14 protein-coding genes, 1 pseudogene and 2 CRISPR repeat arrays (1 of these 17 cut by a window edge) are annotated in these 18,560 nt (G+C 63.2%); of the genes and pseudogenes, 4 read left to right on the top strand and 11 right to left on the bottom strand.

Annotated elements, in window-relative coordinates; all coding sequences use genetic code 11:
• Positions 1-98 (bottom strand): annotated as a pseudogene (locus NCT32_RS21060) (peptidase M19); the annotation flags it as partial.
• A gap of 438 nt (positions 99-536) precedes the next feature.
• Between NCT32_RS21060 and NCT32_RS21055 the strand changes: the two are divergent.
• A complete protein-coding gene (locus NCT32_RS21055; RefSeq protein ID WP_061120473.1) occupies positions 537-1,532 on the top strand; it encodes a GlxA family transcriptional regulator in 996 nt (331 codons plus the stop codon).
• A gap of 5 nt (positions 1,533-1,537) precedes the next feature.
• Here NCT32_RS21055 and NCT32_RS21050 read toward each other — a convergent pair whose 3' ends face one another.
• Both NCT32_RS21050 and fdhA read right to left on the bottom strand, forming a co-directional pair.
• Positions 1,538-2,068 (bottom strand): GNAT family N-acetyltransferase, encoded by a 531-nt coding sequence (locus tag NCT32_RS21050; protein WP_061120472.1) that lies wholly within the window; start codon positions 2,066-2,068, stop codon positions 1,538-1,540.
• A gap of 462 nt (positions 2,069-2,530) precedes the next feature.
• Positions 2,531-3,727 (bottom strand): formaldehyde dehydrogenase, glutathione-independent, encoded by a 1,197-nt coding sequence (gene fdhA, locus NCT32_RS21045; RefSeq protein WP_061120471.1) that lies wholly within the window; start codon positions 3,725-3,727, stop codon positions 2,531-2,533.
• 248 nt (positions 3,728-3,975) lie between these two features.
• On the opposite strand from fdhA, the gene betI reads away from it, so the two are divergent.
• The 3 genes from betI to betA are packed head-to-tail and all read left to right on the top strand — an operon-like array spanning position 3,976 to position 7,781.
• Entirely contained in the window at positions 3,976-4,563 is a 588-nt protein-coding gene (gene betI, locus NCT32_RS21040; RefSeq protein ID WP_061120470.1) for a transcriptional regulator BetI, read from the top strand.
• A 26-nt stretch (positions 4,564-4,589) separates the two neighbouring features.
• Complete coding sequence (gene betB, locus NCT32_RS21035) at positions 4,590-6,059, top strand: betaine-aldehyde dehydrogenase (RefSeq protein ID WP_061120469.1); 1,470 nt, start codon at positions 4,590-4,592, stop codon at positions 6,057-6,059.
• Positions 6,060-6,071: 12 nt separating this feature from the next.
• On the top strand, positions 6,072-7,781 hold the full coding sequence (gene betA, locus NCT32_RS21030) for a choline dehydrogenase (RefSeq protein ID WP_409219300.1): 1,710 nt from the start codon (positions 6,072-6,074) through the stop codon (positions 7,779-7,781).
• 22 nt (positions 7,782-7,803) lie between these two features.
• A CRISPR array of direct repeats spans positions 7,804-8,319; the repeat unit is 28 nt; unit sequence GGTCTATCTCCGCACACGCGGAGGAACC.
• A gap of 88 nt (positions 8,320-8,407) precedes the next feature.
• On the opposite strand, the gene cas2e is transcribed toward betA, so the two are convergent.
• Genes cas2e through NCT32_RS20990 form a run of 8 tightly spaced genes read right to left on the bottom strand, consistent with a single transcriptional unit; the run spans position 8,408 to position 17,161 of the window.
• Positions 8,408-8,707, bottom strand: coding sequence for a type I-E CRISPR-associated endoribonuclease Cas2e (gene cas2e / locus NCT32_RS21025; protein ID WP_061120468.1), 300 nt, complete (start codon positions 8,705-8,707; stop codon positions 8,408-8,410).
• Positions 8,679-9,566 carry a type I-E CRISPR-associated endonuclease Cas1e gene (cas1e, locus tag NCT32_RS21020; protein ID WP_250490505.1) on the bottom strand — a complete coding sequence of 296 codons (888 nt, stop codon included), beginning with the start codon at positions 9,564-9,566 and terminating at the stop codon, positions 8,679-8,681. Before cas1e ends, cas2e begins: the two co-directional genes overlap by 29 nt.
• Before the next feature lie 16 nt (positions 9,567-9,582).
• Positions 9,583-10,353, bottom strand: a complete 771-nt coding sequence (gene cas6e, locus NCT32_RS21015) for a type I-E CRISPR-associated protein Cas6/Cse3/CasE (protein WP_061120466.1) — start codon at positions 10,351-10,353, stop codon at positions 9,583-9,585.
• Positions 10,350-11,087, bottom strand: coding sequence for a type I-E CRISPR-associated protein Cas5/CasD (gene cas5e / locus NCT32_RS21010; RefSeq protein WP_061120465.1), 738 nt, complete (start codon positions 11,085-11,087; stop codon positions 10,350-10,352). The genes cas6e and cas5e overlap by 4 nt, the downstream gene beginning before the upstream one ends.
• A gap of 1 nt (position 11,088) precedes the next feature.
• Entirely contained in the window at positions 11,089-12,270 is a 1,182-nt protein-coding gene (gene cas7e / locus NCT32_RS21005; RefSeq protein ID WP_061120464.1) for a type I-E CRISPR-associated protein Cas7/Cse4/CasC, read from the bottom strand.
• 51 nt (positions 12,271-12,321) lie between these two features.
• Complete coding sequence (gene casB, locus NCT32_RS21000; RefSeq protein WP_061120463.1) at positions 12,322-12,915, bottom strand: type I-E CRISPR-associated protein Cse2/CasB; 594 nt, start codon at positions 12,913-12,915, stop codon at positions 12,322-12,324.
• Entirely contained in the window at positions 12,902-14,503 is a 1,602-nt protein-coding gene (gene casA / locus NCT32_RS20995) for a type I-E CRISPR-associated protein Cse1/CasA (protein ID WP_061120462.1), read from the bottom strand. The genes casB and casA overlap by 14 nt, the downstream gene beginning before the upstream one ends.
• A 9-nt stretch (positions 14,504-14,512) precedes the next feature.
• On the bottom strand, positions 14,513-17,161 hold the full coding sequence (locus tag NCT32_RS20990; protein ID WP_061120461.1) for a CRISPR-associated helicase/endonuclease Cas3: 2,649 nt from the start codon (positions 17,159-17,161) through the stop codon (positions 14,513-14,515).
• A 289-nt stretch (positions 17,162-17,450) separates the two neighbouring features.
• A CRISPR array of direct repeats spans positions 17,451-18,560; the repeat unit is 28 nt; unit sequence GGTTCCTCCGCGTGTGCGGAGATAGACC (it continues 1,360 nt past the right edge of the window).

Raw genomic sequence — 18,560 nt, 5'->3', positions numbered from 1 at the left:
GTCACGCCGCCCTTTCTCATGTCCTCGAACACGGAGCGCTCGAACTTCGAGATGTTCAGTCCGTCGATGATGATGCTGTCGTTGTGGAGGGTGCTCATCTGGGTGTGCTCCGCGTTGCCGGGTAGAGGGGAAAGACGAAGGTCTGACGCGCTTTGGAGCGCCTGATCGATTCCTTCGTCGTTGCGTCTATTCTTGACTTTCGCCCTGCCGGTCAATTTACGAATTCAGACGTGTTCTTTGCCTTTTCCGACATGCACGTCTGTTTTCGACAAGTGGCGAATTCGGATTCGGTGTAGCGCATGTATTCGTTCTTTCTGCTGCACTGCATCGGAACGATCGTGCGCTCAGGCAGTGCGCGGCTCGCGACACATGGCCCCGCCCTAGTGCGTACCCGCAGCAAAGCATGCACGGTGGCTTCCATGGCTCAGGGTTTAGCCTGATGGCATGGTAGTTGCACTCGAAACCAAAATTGAAGAAGTGGTAAAGCGCCGCGATTGACGGCGTCAAACATCAGATTCCAAGGAATCAGTTCTCACATGTCCTCCGATCGCACGGCGTCGCTGTCGCACTTCGCGTTCATGCCGCTTCCCAACTTCACGATGATCGCGTTCACGAATGCGGTTGAAGTCCTGCGCATGGCGAACTACCTGACAGGGCAGCCGCTCTATCGATGGTCGATCGTGAGTCCGGACGGCGGGCCCGTCACGGCGAGCAACGGGCTCTCCGTCGATACCGGTCCGGTGGACTGCGTGGGACAGCCCGACATCGTGTTCGTGGTCGGCGGCATCGACGTGCAGCGCTCGACGACGCCCGCGCATCTGTCGGCCTTGCGCCGCTTCGCACGCACGGGCAGCGTGCTCGGCTCGCTTTGCACCGGCACCTATGCCCTGGCGCGCGCGGGACTGCTCGCCGGCTATGCGTGCGCGATCCACTGGGAGAACATGTCGGCGCTCAAGGAAGAGTTTCCCGACACGCGCTTTCTCAAGGAGCTGTTCGTGATCGACCGCGATCGCGTGACGTGCACGGGCGGCGTCGCGCCGCTCGACATGATGCTGAATCTGATCGCCGCGCGCGTCGGCACGGCGCGGGTCACGCAGATTGCCGAGCAGTTCATCGTCGAGCATGTGCGGGATACGAGCGCACAGCAACGCATGCCTCTGGTGGCGCGTCTCGGGTCGGCGAACAAGTCGCTCTTCGAAGTCATCTCGCTGATGGAGAACAACATCGAGGAGCCGTTGTCGCGCGAAGAACTGGCGCGGCTCGCGGGCATGTCGCAACGGCAATTGCAGCGGCTATTCCGCGAGCACCTCGGCATGACGCCGACGCATTACTACCTGACCTTGCGTCTGCGGCGCGCGCGCGAGCTGCTGCTGCAGACCGACATGTCCATCATGCATATTACGATGGCGTGCGGCTTCCAGTCGGCGTGTCATTTCTCGAAAAGCTATCGCGATGCGTTCGGCACGGCGCCGACGCGCGAACGGCGCAAACAGGTGCCGTCGTTGTCTTCCGTCCCTGCGATGGTGGCCTGAGCCGCTCAGATCCTCAGGTGAAGGCGCGTTTCGCAGACTTCGCATCCGCCGACACGTTCCGTGCGGAACACGCCATCCAGCGCAAAGCCGAGTGCCTTATAAAAGCGCAGGCCGTGCGCGTTTTCTTCCAGCGCCCAGAGCGTCATTTCCCGATAGCCTTCGCTCGCCGCGGCGTTGATGGCCTCGTCGATCAACATCCTGCCTGCGCCCTTGCGCCAATGCGCCGGATCGACGTAGATGGCTTCGATTTCGGCGTCCGTGCTGCCTTTGTCGTGGTCGCGCGACGGTCCCCATGCGATCCAGCCCAGCAGGATGTCGTTGCGTTGCGCAAGCATCACACGTGGCGTGCCGCGTGCGATCAAGGCGGTCCATAGCGCGCGACGCTTCGCGATGGAGAGGGAATCGAGAAATTCGGCGGGAAAGATCGAACGATAAGCGGCCTGCCAGGCCTTGACGTGGATGCGCGCGATCTCGGCGGCGTCATCGGGGCGCGCGAGGCGGACGGAAAGCGCGGTGCGGAGATAATCGGCCTTCATGCGTCAAGTATGACGCCGATTTTTGTTCGCAGGATGGCGTTTTTGGCTTGATTTCCGCTAGTTCAGGGGAATACGCCGTAGGTCTTGTGAAGGACGCGGCGCGCGTGATGAATGCGACCGCAACGAAGCTGCGCCTGTGCAAGTCTTCGCGCACGCCGCGCGATGCCGCCTCGACCCAGATGAACCAGCCACGCACGGCGCGCAAGCCGTGGAGCAAGACGTGATTAAAGCTTGCCGTGCCGGTGCGGATTGCTTCAAGCTGCCAAGACCCGTTCGCGGCGCAACCACGCGCCGGACTTGAAAGAATACGGCGGAATCCCGCGTGCGCTTTTTTACGGAAGCGTTAAACTCCGTCGCACGGCGATTTCTTGCGCGCAAAAGCCCCTCTCCGGGGCAATGCTAATAGACCAACAAACACGGCCAACTGCCCCCGCAGCAAAACAACCTCCGGGGGCGCTACCCTCAAGCCGCCTTCAACAACCCATGCGGATCGATGACGAATTTCCGCGGCGCACCGCCATCAAACTTGCGATAACCGTCCGGCGCTTCATCGAGCGACACGACCGTCACATTGACGATATCCGCAATCGGCAACCGGTCCCACAGAATCGCCTGCATCAGATTGCGGTTGTACTTCATGACCGGCGTCTGCCCGGTATGGAACGAGTGCGACTTCGCCCAGCCGAGGCCGAAGCGGATGCTCAGGCTGCCTTTCCTCGCGGCGGCGTCTACGGCGCCGGGATCGTCGGTCACGTAGAGACCCGGAATGCCGATTGCGCCCGCCGCCTTCGTGATCTCCATCAGCGAATTGAGCACCGTCGCGGGCGCTTCGTGGCCGCTGTCGCTGCCGTGGCCATGCGCCTCGAAGCCCACGCAATCCACCGCGCAGTCCACTTCCGGCTTGCCCAGAATCTGCTCGATCTGCTCGCCGAGCGTCGCGTCGTTCGACAGGTTGATCGTCTCGAAGCCCATCGCACGCGCGTGCGCAAGACGCTCCTCGTTCATGTCGCCGACGATCGTGCACGCCGCACCCAGCAGGCGCGCCGATGCCGCCGCCGCCATGCCGACCGGGCCCGCGCCCGCGATATACACCGTCGAGCCCGGCCCGACGCCCGCCATCACCGCGCCGTGATAACCCGTCGGAAGAATGTCGGAGAGGCAGGTGAGGTCGCGGATCTTCGACATCGCCTGGGCCTTGTCCGGAAAGTTCAGCAGATTGAAGTCCGCGTACGGAACCATCACGTATTCCGCCTGGCCGCCGATCCACCCGCCCATATCGACATAGCCGTACGCGCCGCCCGCGCGCGACGGATTCACGTTCAGGCACACGCCCGTGTGCTGCGCCTTGCAGGTCGGGCAACGGCCGCAAGCGACATTGAAGGGCACCGACACGAGATCGCCGACCGCGAGCGTCTCCACATCGCGCCCCACTTCGATGACTTCGCCCGTGATCTCGTGGCCGAGCACGAGACCGACCTGCGCAGTCGTCCGGCCGCGCACCATGTGCTGGTCCGAACCGCAAATATTGGTGCTGACTACTTTCAGAATGACGCCGTGGCCGATGTCGCGGCCGCGTGGATCCACCATTTTCGGATAGTCGATGGATTGCACCTCGACCTTGCCCTGCCCCAGATAAACGACGCCGCGATTGCTGCTCATTGATCGTCTCCATGATTCGTGGACGGCACGCGCGACGAGTCCGCCGCACTCCTTTGGCTCATCGTTGCCTCATCGCGCCCGTGAAACGAGGGTAGCGCTCTCGCGAAGCCGCGACTGTCACTCAATGCGACGCGCGTTTGACTGAAACCGACATCGCGCCCCGAAATCCTTTCGACCCGGTTTTTATTGATTGACCGTTCAAAATAAAAAACCTAGTATCGGCGCAACTCGTCTGCTACAGAACCGCCATGCCCAAGCTCGGAATGCGCGAGATCCGCCGCGCACAACTCATCGACGCCACGTTGCACACCATCGACCAGTCGGGGCTCGCGGGCGCGACGCTCGCCTCGGTCGCGCAGCGCGCGAGTACGTCGACGGGAATCGTCAGTCACTACTTCGGCGACAAGGATGGCCTGCTCGAAGCCACGATGCGTCATGTGCTGCGCTCGCTGTGGCAGGGCACGTCACGCCGCCGCAAGGCCGCGAAGCCCGATCCGCGCTCGAAGCTGCGCGCGGTCGTCGCCGCGAATTTCGACGTCGAACAGGTGAACGGGCCGGTCATGAAGACGTGGCTCGCCTTCTGGTCGGAGAGCATGCACAAGCCGGAGCTGCGGCGGCTGCAACGCGTGAACACCCGGCGTCTGAATTCGAATCTGTGCGCGGATTTCGCGCGAGCATTGCCGAAGCCGGCCGCGCGCCGTGCCGCGAGCGGCCTCGCCGCGCTGATCGACGGCCTGTGGCTGCGCGGCGCGCTCGCGGGCGAACCGTTCGATACGAAGGGCGCGCTGCGGCTCGCCTACGACTACATCGACCTCGTGCTGGAAGCGCGCGGTTGAGTCCATCACTTTTGAAGGAGCGCGACATGTCCGCATTCGGAGAGCAACGGCTTTATATCGGCGGCGAATACGTCGATGCGACGAGCGGCGAAACCTTCGACACGCTCGATCCCGCGACCGGCGAAACGCTCGCGCGCGTGCAGCAGGCGTCGCAGGCGGATATCGATCGCGCGGTGCGCTCGGCGAGTGAGGGCCAGCGCGAATGGGCCGCGATGACCGCGATGCAGCGCTCGCGCATCCTGCGCCGCGCGGTCGACCTGCTTCGCGCGCGCAACGACGAGCTCGCCGCGATCGAAACGCGCGATACCGGCAAGCCGATCGCCGAGACGCGCACGGTCGATATCGTCACGGGCGCGGATGTCATCGAGTATTACGCGGGGCTTGCGACGGCCATCGAAGGCGAGCAGATTCCGCTGCGCGAATCGTCGTTCGTCTATACGCGGCGCGAACCGCTCGGCGTGTGCGCGGGCATCGGCGCGTGGAATTACCCGATTCAGATCGCGTGCTGGAAGTCCGCGCCCGCGCTCGCCGCGGGCAACGCGATGATCTTCAAGCCGAGCGAAGTCACGCCGCTGACCGCGTTGAAGCTTGCCGAAATCTATACCGAAGCGGGCGTGCCCGCGGGCGTCTTCAACGTCGTGCAGGGCGATGGCCGGGTCGGTGCGATGCTCGCCGAACATGCCGGCATCGACAAGATTTCGTTCACGGGCGGCGTCGAAACGGGAAAGAAGGTGATGGCCCACGCGGGCGGCTCGACGCTCAAGGAAGTGACGATGGAACTGGGCGGCAAGTCGCCGCTCATCGTCTTCGACGATGCCAACCTCGAACGCGCCGCCGATATCGCGATGAGCGCGAACTTCTTCAGCTCGGGACAGGTGTGCACGAACGGCACGCGCGTGTTCGTGGCGCGCGGTGTCATGGATGAATTCGAAGCGCTGGTTCTGGCGCGCGTGAAGCGCATTCGCATCGGCGCACCCGATGATCCGGATACCAACTTCGGGCCGCTCGTGAGCGCAGCGCAATTGCGGAAGGTGCTCGGCTTCATCGAGAGCGGCAAGCGCGAAGGCGCGCGGCTCGTCGCGGGCGGTTCGCGCATGACCGATGGCATCTTCGCTTCCGGCCAGTATGTCGAGCCGACCGTCTTCGCCGATTGTCGCGACGACATGCGCATCGTGCGCGAGGAAATCTTCGGACCCGTGATGAGCATTCTCGCGTTCGATGACGAAAGCGAAGTCATCGCGCGCGCCAACGATACGGATTACGGTCTTGCGGCCGGTGTCGTGACGGAGAACCTGTCGCGCGCGCATCGCGTGATTCATCGGCTTCAGGCGGGCATTTGCTGGATCAATACGTGGGGTGAATCGCCGGCGGAAATGCCCGTGGGCGGCTACAAGCAATCGGGCATCGGGCGAGAGAACGGCATCGTCACGCTGCATGCCTATACGCGCATCAAGTCCGTGCAGGTCGAGCTCGGCCCCTATCAGCCCGTGTTTTAAGGAGTATTTGCGATGAGCGCGAAAGAATACGACTACATCATCGTCGGCGCGGGATCGGCGGGCAACGTGCTCGCGTCGCGCCTCACCGAAGACGAGGACGTGAGCGTGCTGCTGCTCGAAGCGGGCGGGCCGGACTATCGCTTCGACTTTCGCACGCAGATGCCCGCGGCGCTGGCATATCCGCTTCAGGGGCGGCGCTATAACTGGGCGTATGAAACCGAGCCCGAGCCGCATATGAACAACCGCCGCATGGAATGTGGGCGCGGCAAGGGGCTGGGCGGATCGTCGCTCATCAATGGCATGTGCTATATCCGCGGCAATGCGCTCGATTACGATAACTGGGCCGCGCAGCCGGGGCTCGATGACTGGAGCTATCTCGACTGCCTGCCGTATTTTCGGAAGGCGGAGACACGCGATATCGGTCCGAATGCGTATCACGGCGGCGATGGCCCCGTGCATGTGACGACGAGCAAGCCCGGCAACAATCCGCTTTTCGCCGCGATGGTCGAGGCCGGCGTGCAGGCGGGTTATCCGCGCACCGAGGATCTGAACGGTTATCAGCAAGAAGGTTTCGGCCCGATGGATCGCACTGTGACTGCGAACGGACGGCGTGCGAGCACGGCGCGCGGGTATCTGGATCGCGCGAAGCATCGCGCGAATCTCACGATCGTTACGCATGCAACCACCGACCGCGTGGTGTTCGCGGGCAAGCGTGCAATCGGCGTCGCGTATCTGCACGGCGGGCAGCGTGTCACGGCGCATGTGCGGCGCGAGGTGCTCGTGTGCAGCGGCGCGATTGCTTCGCCGCAATTGCTGCAACGCTCGGGCGTGGGGCGGCCGGCGTGGCTCAGGGAGCTGGAGATTCCCGTGGTGCACGATCTGCCGGGTGTCGGTGAGAACTTGCAGGATCACCTGGAGATGTACATGCAATACGAATGCAAGGAGCCTGTCTCCTTGTATCCGGCGTTGCAGTGGTGGAATCAGCCGGCGATCGGCCTCGAGTGGATGCTGAACGGCACGGGCATCGGCGCGAGCAATCAGTTCGAAGCGGGCGGGTTCATCCGCACACGCGACGACGACCCGTGGCCGAACATTCAGTATCACTTCTTGCCGGTGGCGATCAACTACAACGGATCGAATCCGATCAAGATGCACGGATTTCAGGCGCACGTCGGATCGATGCGCTCGCCGAGCCGCGGGCGCGTGAAGCTCAAGTCACGCGATCCGCATGCGCATCCGGGCATTCTTTTCAACTACATGGCCGATCCGCTCGACTGGCGCGAGTTCCGCGATGCGATTCGCATCACGCGGGAGATCATGCGTCAGCCTGCGCTCGCGCGGTATCGGGGGCGCGAGCTTCATCCTTCCGATGACCTGAAAAGCGATGCGGAACTCGATGCCTTCGTGAGAGCGAAGGCGGAGACGGCTTATCACCCTTCCTGTTCGTGCAAGATGGGCTACGACGATATGGCTGTCGTCGATGGGGAGGGACGCGTGCATGGGATGGAAGGATTGCGCGTCTTGGATGCGTCGATCATGCCGCAGATCACGACCGGGAATCTCAATGCGCCGACGATCATGTTGGCGGAGAAGATCGCGGATCGGATTCGGGGAAGGGAGGCGTTGGGGCGCGTGGCGACGCCTTATTTTGTGGCGGGGGGGAAGCGGGCGCGGGGGGAGGTGGGGGATGTTTCCGCATACGCGGAGGAATCTCGCTCTTGAGCGGGTCGGTCATGTCAACCTGGCTCTATCTCCGCACACGCGGAGGAACCTTTTCTGCGATCAAAGCCTCGGCATCGTCCTCAGGTCTATCTCCGCACACGCGGAGGAACCGTCTCGTCCGTGGCAGAGAAAGACGGTATCACGGGTCTATCTCCGCACACGCGGAGGAACCCGGCGCGACCCACGCACGCGTGACGCCCGGCACGGTCTATCTCCGCACACGCGGAGGAACCGCAATGTTGAGCGCGGTTAGGCGTTCGTAGAGCGGTCTATCTCCGCACACGCGGAGGAACCGGTGAAAAAGCCTCTCCCCTTCCGCTCCTCTGGGGTCTATCTCCGCACACGCGGAGGAACCCGCAGACGCAAGTTTTTGCCGGTCTGACGCAGAGGTCTATCTCCGCACACGCGGAGGAACCTGGGGGCTGATGACCGCGCTGGCCACGGTCCTGGGTCTATCTCCGCACACGCGGAGGAACCCGCGCCATCTCTCCACGCGCGCAAGTGCCTTTGGGTCTATCTCCGCACACGCGGAGGAACCTCTACCTCATAACCCCATGACCAGAAACGCAAAATCCCCCTTCTGATCCAATCTCAAACGCCGAATTTTCAAAGAACAATACGCGCACCTACGCCATCAACCGCCGCACGACATACATCCCATCGACATCGACAAGCTCTCGCGGCGGCGCACCGAGATGCGCGATCCCGATACCACCGACCGCATCCAGATCCCGCCAAACCATCACCACACTGCCTCGCGGCTCGTGTCCGTGCCAATCGGCAAGCACTGACCAGGTCCGTTCGCGCACGCCCTTGTTCATGCGCGGCGCGACATACACCCCCGCCGAGACATCCAGCATCACCGAGGCAAGAAATCCGCGAAACCGGTCCGCCACATCACGCGTCACTACCACGACCAGCGCCATCGTTCTCCTCCAGCTTCTCGTCCAGACGCAGCACTTGCTTCACGCGATCGATCATCGCGGGAATGACCGCCTTTTTGCGAAACACCCGCGCCGCCTCGCGCCGCACCAGACGGTCGATCGTCTGATCGTTTCGCCCGGCTTCCTTTACGGCGGCGAACGCTATCGAAAGCGTGATGTCATCGCGAAAAAGATCGGCGATATCGAGCACGAACGCTTGCCCCGAATCCTCGTGGATGAATCCGAGCTGCGGTATCGCAGCCAGCGCCTGCACAGCGATGGCGGCCGCCGCCTGCACCGCCGTCGCTGCATGATTGATCGCCTGATTCGGCAGATCGGTGGCTTCGGGATTCGCACGGTCATAACGACGCCCGTCCCAGTCGATGCCGAACTGCTGCGCCCGCAGCCGATAGATCGTCTTCACGCGCGCGCCTTCGATGCCGCGAAGCGTGTCGAGATCGCGATGCGGCAGCACTTCGCCCAGACGCAGCGCATACATGTGCCGCGCGACGCTCAAGCGCCGTCGCGGGCTGCCCCACAGTTCCGCTTGCCGGCGCGCGACGCTCGAACGGTCCGGCATCAACGGCGGCGCGGTGTAGGTACGCACTCCGTCGACGCCCACCGCCGCGAGCAGCGTCCCATGACGGGCGAGCAGACGCAGTGCGTCGTGCGTCACGCTGCTGCCCTGGCCGAGCAGAATCATCGACACCGACTGATGCGGAATCTGATCGACATATTTCCCGCTCGAAAAATGCAGGCATCCGTCGATCACGTTCAACTCACCGCGCTCGAGCCACACGAGACCGTGACGATCCACATGCGGAACGCGCGAAGTGTCGAGTCCGAGGCGACCCTTCAGCACGGGCGTGTTGCGCGACTCATGCCGATATCGACGCCGGCTTGAGCAGCAACATGCCGAACCCGAACGCACGATGACGCCCGACGCCGCGCATGAGCAGGCTTGCGAACGCGTCCGTATCCTCGACGCGAACGTGCCCGCTGAACGTGGCATCCGGACCGACGATGGTGTGCGGCTTGCGGCCTCCGTACCCCTGCTCGCTCGACTGTGTCCGGCGCAAGACCGGCGTGAGCTGAAAGCGCGTCATGCGCGCTTCGACCAGCTTCGCGGCGCGACTGGTCTCGAATTGCTCGGCGAGCCACTGTGCATAGACGGCCTCGCGCGGCAGGGGCTGCTGGTCCTCCATGCGCGCTTCGTCTTCGCGATACGCATCGCGCTCGCTCGCGTGCTTGCGATCATTCTCTACGTAACTGTTACGGCGCGTGGGCCGCACGCGGACCTCGAAACCCAGCACGCGGCCCGCGTCCCAGCGATGCGGAAACGCACGCACGCACAGGCCGGGACTTCGCGGCCCTGCGTCGAGACCCAGTGCGTCGGCGAGATCGGGCGCCGCGCACATCGCGGCCGCCTCGTGCAGTTGTTCAGCCTCGCTTTGCGTGTAGGCCAGCAGTCCCGCGCGCGCATCGCGATAGTAAAAAGGCTTCGGCGCGCGCTCACCGAACACGAGATGGAGCGCCGCATGCAATGCATAGCCGAGATCGCCGCCCGCCGGCAACCAGCCTTGCCGCGAGGCCCACAGCACGAGCTTGCGCGAATCGGGTTGGCAGTGCATCAAGTTGAAGACGGTCATACGGATCGTTCCGCCAAGTTCGATGAATTCGCTGCAGGCGTCACCCGTGTTGGGCCGCTCCCTTCGAGCACGCGCCGCCAGCCGCCGTGAACGCCAGTCTTCCAGTTGCGTTCGTCGCATACGTCCTGCCATCGCGACTGACGCGGCGTGCCCTCGCCTTCGGGCAATTGAACGCGGAACTCGGGCAGGTCCGGCGCAGCGGTCTGTTGCAGCGCGTCGAGTATGTCGTCGGCATCGATGATGTCGATGAACACGCGCGTCATCGGCAGACAAGGCTTGCGGCCGATGAAAAGCGGACGCTTCGGCCGATCGAGCGCGGCCGCGATGTCATCGAGCGTCGGTTTCTCGTCCGCCGGTTCGAGCCGCATGGCGATGAGCGCGTCGAGATCCGCGTGATACTCGCGATGACGCAAATGCGGGCCCTCGTACGAGTCGCCCTGACGCGTCTCGGGCTCACGACGCGTCGTCCATGCCTCGTCGCGCTTGCCGAGCTGCGCTGTCTGAAAATCGACGAGCCGCGTGCCGCCGTCATCGAGCCGCGTGCCCATCACGATGCGCGCCTGCAACCGGTCGTGCGAAGCGAAGTCGCCGCGATCGTAACCGAGCGCATTGGCGATCAGGCCCGTCACCATCGACAGCGCGGGAAAGTCGCGGATCACGCCGTTGCTGTCGATCGTTTCGCCGCCGAACGACACGAGCGGTGCGCGCAAGCGCATCAGCAGATGTCGGGACATGTCACGCGCCCTCGACGATGCGGTTCTGAACCCACTTGCCGAGTTGATCGAGTGAGAGGCGTTGGGCCTTCGGCATCGGCGTCTCGTCATCGAGCGCGAGATACCGGCGATCGAGCGGCGCCCCATATGCCGCGTCGTGCTTGTCGATTTCCCGCGCGAGTTGCCTGATTGCGTGCTCGCGGATATTCGCGCCCTTCAGCTTCAGCGCCGTTTCGAAAGCGCCCGCGAGACTGCGCGGCTGCCAGTCACCCGTTTCGACGAGCATCAGGCTCGCGTGACCGAATGGCGCTGTCGAACCGCGCTTCGCGCCGGGACTGACGGTCGCGATCAGATGCAGCAGGTTGTTGACGACCCGTCCTGCCAGTTCGCGCCGCTCGGGATGCGCCGAAAAGCACTCCGCCATGCCGATACCTTCGAGATTCGCCACCAGTTGAGGCACATCCACGACGACATAACCATAGTAGAGACCGGACGCGAGTTCCGTGTCGAAGAGGCCTGCTGAGCCGCGTTCGCCGGTTTCGCGCAAGAGGTCGTCGACGACGGTGAAATAGTCGTTCTCCACCTGCGCTTCGTGCACGGTGAACGCGTGCGCGACATACACTGCGGCATCGCGCGACGCGAGGATATCCGACGTGACCATGCGACCGAAGAGCGCCGACTCGAGACCGCTGCCGTGCTTGAGCGCTTCGATGTTCGCCTTCTCCTCCTTGAGGAAGCCGGCGACCGCTGATGTCAAGGCCGCCTCCTCCTGGCATTCTCGCGCCAGCGTCGCGCAACGCTGCACGAGATAGTCGATTTCCGCCTTGCCGAGCAGAACGGCCTGCCCGGTTTCCAACGCATCCTTTCCCTTGAGCTTCTTTCCGCCCTTGTCGAGCAAGCCTGCATCGCGCAAGGCCTCGGCCGCGGTTTGAGCAAGGGCCTCGGGCACGTTCTGCCTGATCAGTTCGTCGCGGATCATCGTGAGCGTGATGCGCGAACGGACGGCCATCGGCACGCCGAGCGTCGCCAGCGAGTGGTGATCGTCGGCCGTGCGCCAGTGCCGTTTGAGACATTGCGATGAAATACGCGTGCGGATGGCATCGCCCATCGGAAGGCGTTTCGCGAGGCCGGAATCGTCACGGTTGAGAAGCGCGGCGGAGTAGCTTTGCAGCGTGTGAATCTGGATGAAGCGCGGGTGAGTCATGTTCGGTCCTTCGGTTGCTGATTGAGTAGGCGTTTGTCTGCGTGCCGGCGGTCACGGCTTCTTTGCGCCTTCGGGGCTGGCGCTGGCATGGTCATGGACGAACCGGATGCGCAGCGCTTCCGCCCAACGCTTTCCCTTGGAATGTTCCGCGCTTTCGTTCAGGACGAAGGTGCCCAGTTCGGCCCAGTTCGGCTCGACATTCCTGCTTTGCATCATGCGAAGAGCACGCTGCAGCAGTGGGAAAAACGCATCGCCACGCGCGTTGAAAAGCCGGGTGACGCGCGCATCTGACACGCCTGCGCGCCTCAACTGGAATCCGAATCGTGCGTTCGCCTTGCTCTCGCCATCCTTCGGCATGTGATGACCCGTCAGCGCGATGCCGTTCACGATCACGGCCCATCGCTTCCAGCCCTCGACGCTCAATTGTTCGCAATCCACTTTCGCACGCTGCAAAGCGCGCGTGAGGGCCGCAATCTGTTGCACCGTCAGCGACTCCGCATCCGGGTTGAGACGCTTGAGCGCGACATGGTCCGCCTTCAGCGCGCCTTCGCCTTGTCTTCCGGCTTCGATGAAACGGGCGAGCGTTTGTGCCTGATTGCTCGAGACGCGCCATGTTTGCGGCGCGACGCCTTCAATTTGAGTCATCTGAATCCCCTTCGAACGATTCGGATTGCGCGGCTTTACGCGCTTCATCGCGGTCTTTCAACACGCGAGCGATTCGATTCGGCGCTTTCTCTGAACGCAAGAAACCGTGAAAACGCGAAAGCGCCGCGCCTCGAGCGCGATAGACGCGTTCCGCGCTGCGCGGTCCCGCGACGAATGCTTGCTCCAGCACTGCGGCGGCGCGATCGACGATCGCAAGGAGCCATTGGTCGTGCTCACCGTCCCGGTCGTCGGCTTCGATCTCCTTGCCGAGATCGTCGAAGAATCGCTGGTCTTCGCCTTGCTCGAACGCGCTCGCAAACTTGCCCGCTTTGTTCTTGATCTCGTCGCTCACGTTCTGAGCGTCGTTGCCCAGGAGCGCACACAACGCGCCCCAAAGCGTCTTGCGGACATCGCTGATTGCCGTGATGCGCTCTTGTGCCACCTTGGCGACCTCATCGCTGCTTTGCCGCAGCATCAAGTCGCGCATCTTCGTCGTAATCGGAATGCGTCTTTCGTGATATCCCTCGGTCTTTCCCTTACCGCGCGCGATAGCTTGAGCGAGGATGACGAGGCCTTCTTTTGCATCGTCTTCCTGCACATTTTGCGTGATGGTCGGCTTGTATTCACTCGAGAACGCAAGCGCGCTCGCGAGTTTGTAATCGAAGCCTCTCGCCGTGATCGACAGCGCCTTGCCCTCGGCGGCCTCGATCGGCGTCCAGGCATCGCCCGTCTTGCCGCACCGTTCCTTCGCGGCGATGCGCGTGGTCTTGCTGGTCGTGGCGATGGCGGCGAACGTTTCGCCGTGCGCCTGAATACGCACGCGCCGGCACACTTCGATATAGAAGGGATCGAGTTGGTCGAAGGAAAGGCTGCTCGCGCCGTCCCAAGGCTGAAGCCACACGAGCGCGATGCCGTCTTTTTCCTTCAACTCGAACATCTCCACAATCTGGTTGCGATTGCGAAGCAGAAGCCGGACGTCACGCGCCCAGCGCTTCCCCCAGCGGCCGATCGGCACCACACCGAACGCCGGACGACTGGCGAAGCCGCCGTTCATGCGCGAAATGCCATAGTTGCCCGCACCAAGAAAGCCATCTTGTGTCTGCAGGCTGACGAGCGCGTAGATCCAGTCCTCGGCTTGTGCATGAGCCATGCGTTGGGCCTTGAGGTCGTGATTCTTCGATGTCACCAGCATGTCGAGCGCGTCGGGCGTTGCAAGGCACTTCTTCCACGTGCGCGATGCCCCACGCTCACACGGCGCCTGCAAGAAGGCTGGGCGATCGTCCGGTGCGACGAGCGAGAACGCCGCGCCGTCGCTATCGTCGGGCGTCAGTGCAAGCAATGCCGTGCGCCATTCGCCGGCGGTTTCGAAGGGCGTATCGCGCTTCGCCGCATGAAGCGCGATCGCCGCAAGCTGCACGAGAAACGCATGCCACGGATGACGCTGATGCGGACGCAGCGCGGGAAAATCGCTCACCTCGTCATTGTTGAACGCGATCAGCAGTTCCGGCAGCGTCGCGTACCGTTCCTGTCGATTGCTGGTCCGGTAGCGGATCAGCGCTTGATCGAGCAAGCTGAATTGGATGTGCATGAATGGGCTCTAAACTTTGCGCGCGCCGATCTTCTCGATACCGAACCGGGTGTACGAATAGCGAGCGGCGCCCAAGGCAAATTCGAAACCTCCGTCGTGACGGACGATCGAATCCGGCTTCGCGTCTGCGTCGAGCCGGGGTGACAGCATGTGATGACGGATGGCGATCTGGCGCACCTCCGCGCCGAACGGCCCCGGCTCAGGCGGTTCGAACTCGACGAGACGGTCGGCCGCGCCAAGACGCGTGGCGATGTGCTCGTCGCCGTCAGGGAACCCGGCTTCATCGAAACGCGCGTCGTAGGAAAGCACATTGAGTCGCGCGGTTATTCGCTTGGCGCTCGTGCCGCCTTCGAGCTGTTGCGCAAGTTGCTCCCACGATGCGCCGAGTTCTTTTTGTATCGAATGCAGGCAATCGGGATGTGTCGCGCGCTCCACGAGGCTGCGGTTTTCGCGCGGAATCACGCGGCTCGGCTGCTCGCAGATCAGACGTCGCGTCGCTTCGATCATGCGCAAGTCGGGATAGACGCCGCCGCCGTCTTTCAGCGGGCCGAGGCCATTGCGCGGCACCTGAAGGCACGCTTCGAAGGAACCGCTCGCCGGTATGAGCACCCAAGCGCGCGCTTCTTCGAAACCCTTCGGCCGGCGATCCTCGCCTTTGCGTTCGTGCCGATGCAAGCGGCCGATGCGCTGCAACAGCACGTCCATCGGACAGATATCTGTAATGAGCATGTCCGCGTCGATATCGAGGCTTTGCTCGAGCGTCTGCGTGCCAACGACGATGCACGCCTGCATTGCCTCGCGCACCTTGCCGACGCGCTTTTCGACGCGCGCATCGAGACACGGCCTGTCCTGCCGGCTGAAGCGGCTGTGATGCAGCGTCGGGACGCCCTCGAGATCGAACAGCCATGCGCGATCGCCGGATGCGTCGACCAACGCTTCCACCGCCTTTTGTGTCGCGATTGCGGCCGGTACGGTGTTGCGGACGATCAATACGCGCGCGCCTTGCTTCGCGGCATCGAATGCGAGTTGGGCGATGCGCTCGTGATCGTCGATTGCGTCGAGTGTTTGCCAGTGGACCGTCTTCGATCTTCCGGAGCCGGGCAATCCTCGAACGGTTCCACCGTCCGTGAGCGCGGGGTACGGCGATCGCACGGCTTCTTCGATATCTGGCACAGCGACTTCCCCGCCCCCGCTCGCGATGCGCTGAAACCGCGCGCGCTGACCTGAACCGAGCGTGGCGGACAAAAGCAGCGCATGGCCGCCCGTGGCGACATGCGCCTTGAGGAGTTGCTCCAGCACTTGCGACATGTAGGCGTCGGACGCGTGCACTTCGTCGACGACGAGCAAGGACCGGCAAAGCGCCGCATGACGCAGATGCGCATGACGCACTTGCAGCGCCGCGAGCAACGCCTGATCGATCGTGCCGACGGCGATCGTCGCCGCGAGAAACCGCTTCGGCGACTCGGCGGCCCAGCGCTGGTGCGCCGTCGCATCGTCGGGATGATCGGCCCACAAGACCTGAAAGTCCGGCAAGGCGAATTTTTCATTGCCATCCGCGCTTTCGTAGCCCGGCAGGGCACGCACGACGACCGGCGCGTTCTTCGGCCAGAGACGCGCGACGAACTTGCGCACGCGCTCATAAACCTGAGCGGCGGCCACGCGCGTAGGCAGCGCGAAATACAGCGAATCGACCTTGCCGGCCTCGAAGAGCTTCGCGAAGCGCCACAGCGCGGCTTCGGTCTTGCCGCTACCGGTTTCCGATTCGAGGATGAGAAGCGGGCCGAGTTCTTCCTCTCCGAGCGCGCTTTGAACCGGGCGTGGCGCATCGACTTCGAAAGCGGACTGGAAAGAGAATCCTTCGCGAATCAGCTGCGCGCGCAGCGCCGAGGTTTCGAGTCCGATAGATGCAATCGCCTTCGATGCCCGATCGAGCGCGTCTTTCAGCGCGCGCGCGGAGCCTGGCGTGCCGTACTCGAAGAAGCGCAGATCGGAACCGAGCCAGTCGGCCAATTGCACGAGGCCCGCGAACAGATGAACGAACGCGGGCGTGGACGGGAGCGGCTCGCCGCCCGAGTCGAATGCCAGTGGAAAGTGCTGACGCAAGGCAGCGCCGATTTCCTTCAGCGCGATGGCAGGACTGTAGAGATCGCGACCGGCGGCATCGCGCACGGGCCGCCATATCAGCGGATCGATTCCCGATGGATCCTTGAGGGGACGACCGTGGTGGCCCAGGCTCGCCAGCAGAAGTTCATACACACCGCCGCCCCATGTCGATATCGCTTCGATGGGCAGTTCTGAAAGCGGTGCTCCACCGCAGTGGAACGCGTGGAGCGCCTCCACGCCGTGTCCTGCTTTCTGCGGCCATTCGCGCGGCGCGGGGCCTTTCCATCGTTTCGCCTGAAAGCCGCTATTGGCCTTTCCGAAGTCGTGCAGATAGGCAAGTGCTGTGAGCCGCTCGACATCCTGCTCGCTCAATGACCGACCGGCGCTGACGCTCAAGGCGTCGCGAATGCGCCCGCAATGCGCGATCGCCATGAAGCACGCCGCCACATCCAGCATGTGATCGCAAAGCGGATGGAAGAGCGAGTGCTCGTCTCCGTCTCTCGGCCGCTTGCCCCACGCGACGAAAGTATCGCTCTTGTTTGTCTCTGTTCGCATGCGCTCTCTGATCACGTGCGGTTGCCTCTATGTCACGCAGTGATCGTTTTTTGTTTTGGATGACTATCTTTTTACTTTTCGAGCGTAGGTAATTCCATACGAATCCGCCTAAATCGTGCGTGCGATCTGCATGCTGCATACGGCGGGGTCCTGCATGAGCGTGGCGCGGCAGTTCAGCGTTTCTATGTTTGACAGCCAGCGGGCCACTCGCCATACTCTCGGCCGGCTGGCCTGTTCGGAACATCGAATCGGTCGTTTGTTCTTTTAAATCATGAAAGTAAGTGGGAGAGGTTCCTCCGCGTGTGCGGAGATAGACCCTCACCGAGCCAGACTGAATGAGCGATACGACAGGTTCCTCCGCGTGTGCGGAGATAGACCTTTCCGACGCGTTGCCGAGAAAGCTCTTGTCCGGGTTCCTCCGCGTGTGCGGAGATAGACCGCAGAAGCATTGCTTGCTGACCTGCTCGGCGTAGGTTCCTCCGCGTGTGCGGAGATAGACCGCACAGGACCGCGTCATGGCGGCGGCATTCCAGGGTTCCTCCGCGTGTGCGGAGATAGACCCGACCGAGTTATCCACAGCCGCCACTTGCTTCAGGTTCCTCCGCGTGTGCGGAGATAGACCCGGGATCTCCGGTCACAGGTCTGGGAAGAGGTGGGTTCCTCCGCGTGTGCGGAGATAGACCCGTGGCGCCGCGCGGCACCGGAACCGTCGGCGGGGTTCCTCCGCGTGTGCGGAGATAGACCCTGGGGGGGCGGCTCTCCGCTGTGGCTTGGCTTGGTTCCTCCGCGTGTGCGGAGATAGACCCAGCGGTTTGTTGAGGCTCGACTGTTCCGGCGAGGTTCCTCCGCGTGTGCGGAGATAGACCCTGGAAAGGCGATATCGGCAGTCTGGACGAACTGGTTCCTCCGCATGTGCGGAGATAGACCCTCGGCATCCTTCGCGCACGCGCGGTAGAGGATGGTTCCTCCGCGTGTGCGGAGATAGACCATGCCCGCGTCGCGCTGCATTCTGGTGTGGTCGGGTTCCTCCGCGTGTGCGGAGATAGACCCGGAAGCACGCAGCCATATAGGCCGGCGTCATCGGTTCCTCCGCGTGTGCGGAGATAGACCCTCACCGCGGCGCTGGCGGATCGACTTGAGCATGGTTCCTCCGCGTGTGCGGAGATAGACCGTGAGGGAACGAGCACCGCACGTTCTTCGCCAGGGTTCCTCCGCGTGTGCGGAGATAGACCCGTGTCCAGCGTCATGTCCGCATAAGTGTTGTCGGTTCCTCCGCGTGTGCGGAGATAGACCCGTGGGATGGGTGGACATGGACATCATCACGCCGGTTCCTCCGCGTGTGCGGAGATAGACCCGGGCATTGGGCCGACCTCGAGTATCCGGTCGGGGTTCCTCCGCG

Source organism: Caballeronia sp. INML2 (assembly GCF_023631365.1).
Taxonomy (GTDB): domain Bacteria; phylum Pseudomonadota; class Gammaproteobacteria; order Burkholderiales; family Burkholderiaceae; genus Caballeronia; species Caballeronia turbans.
The sequence above is the reverse complement of the archived record's forward strand: the minus strand, read 5'-3'. Positions and strand labels throughout refer to the sequence as shown.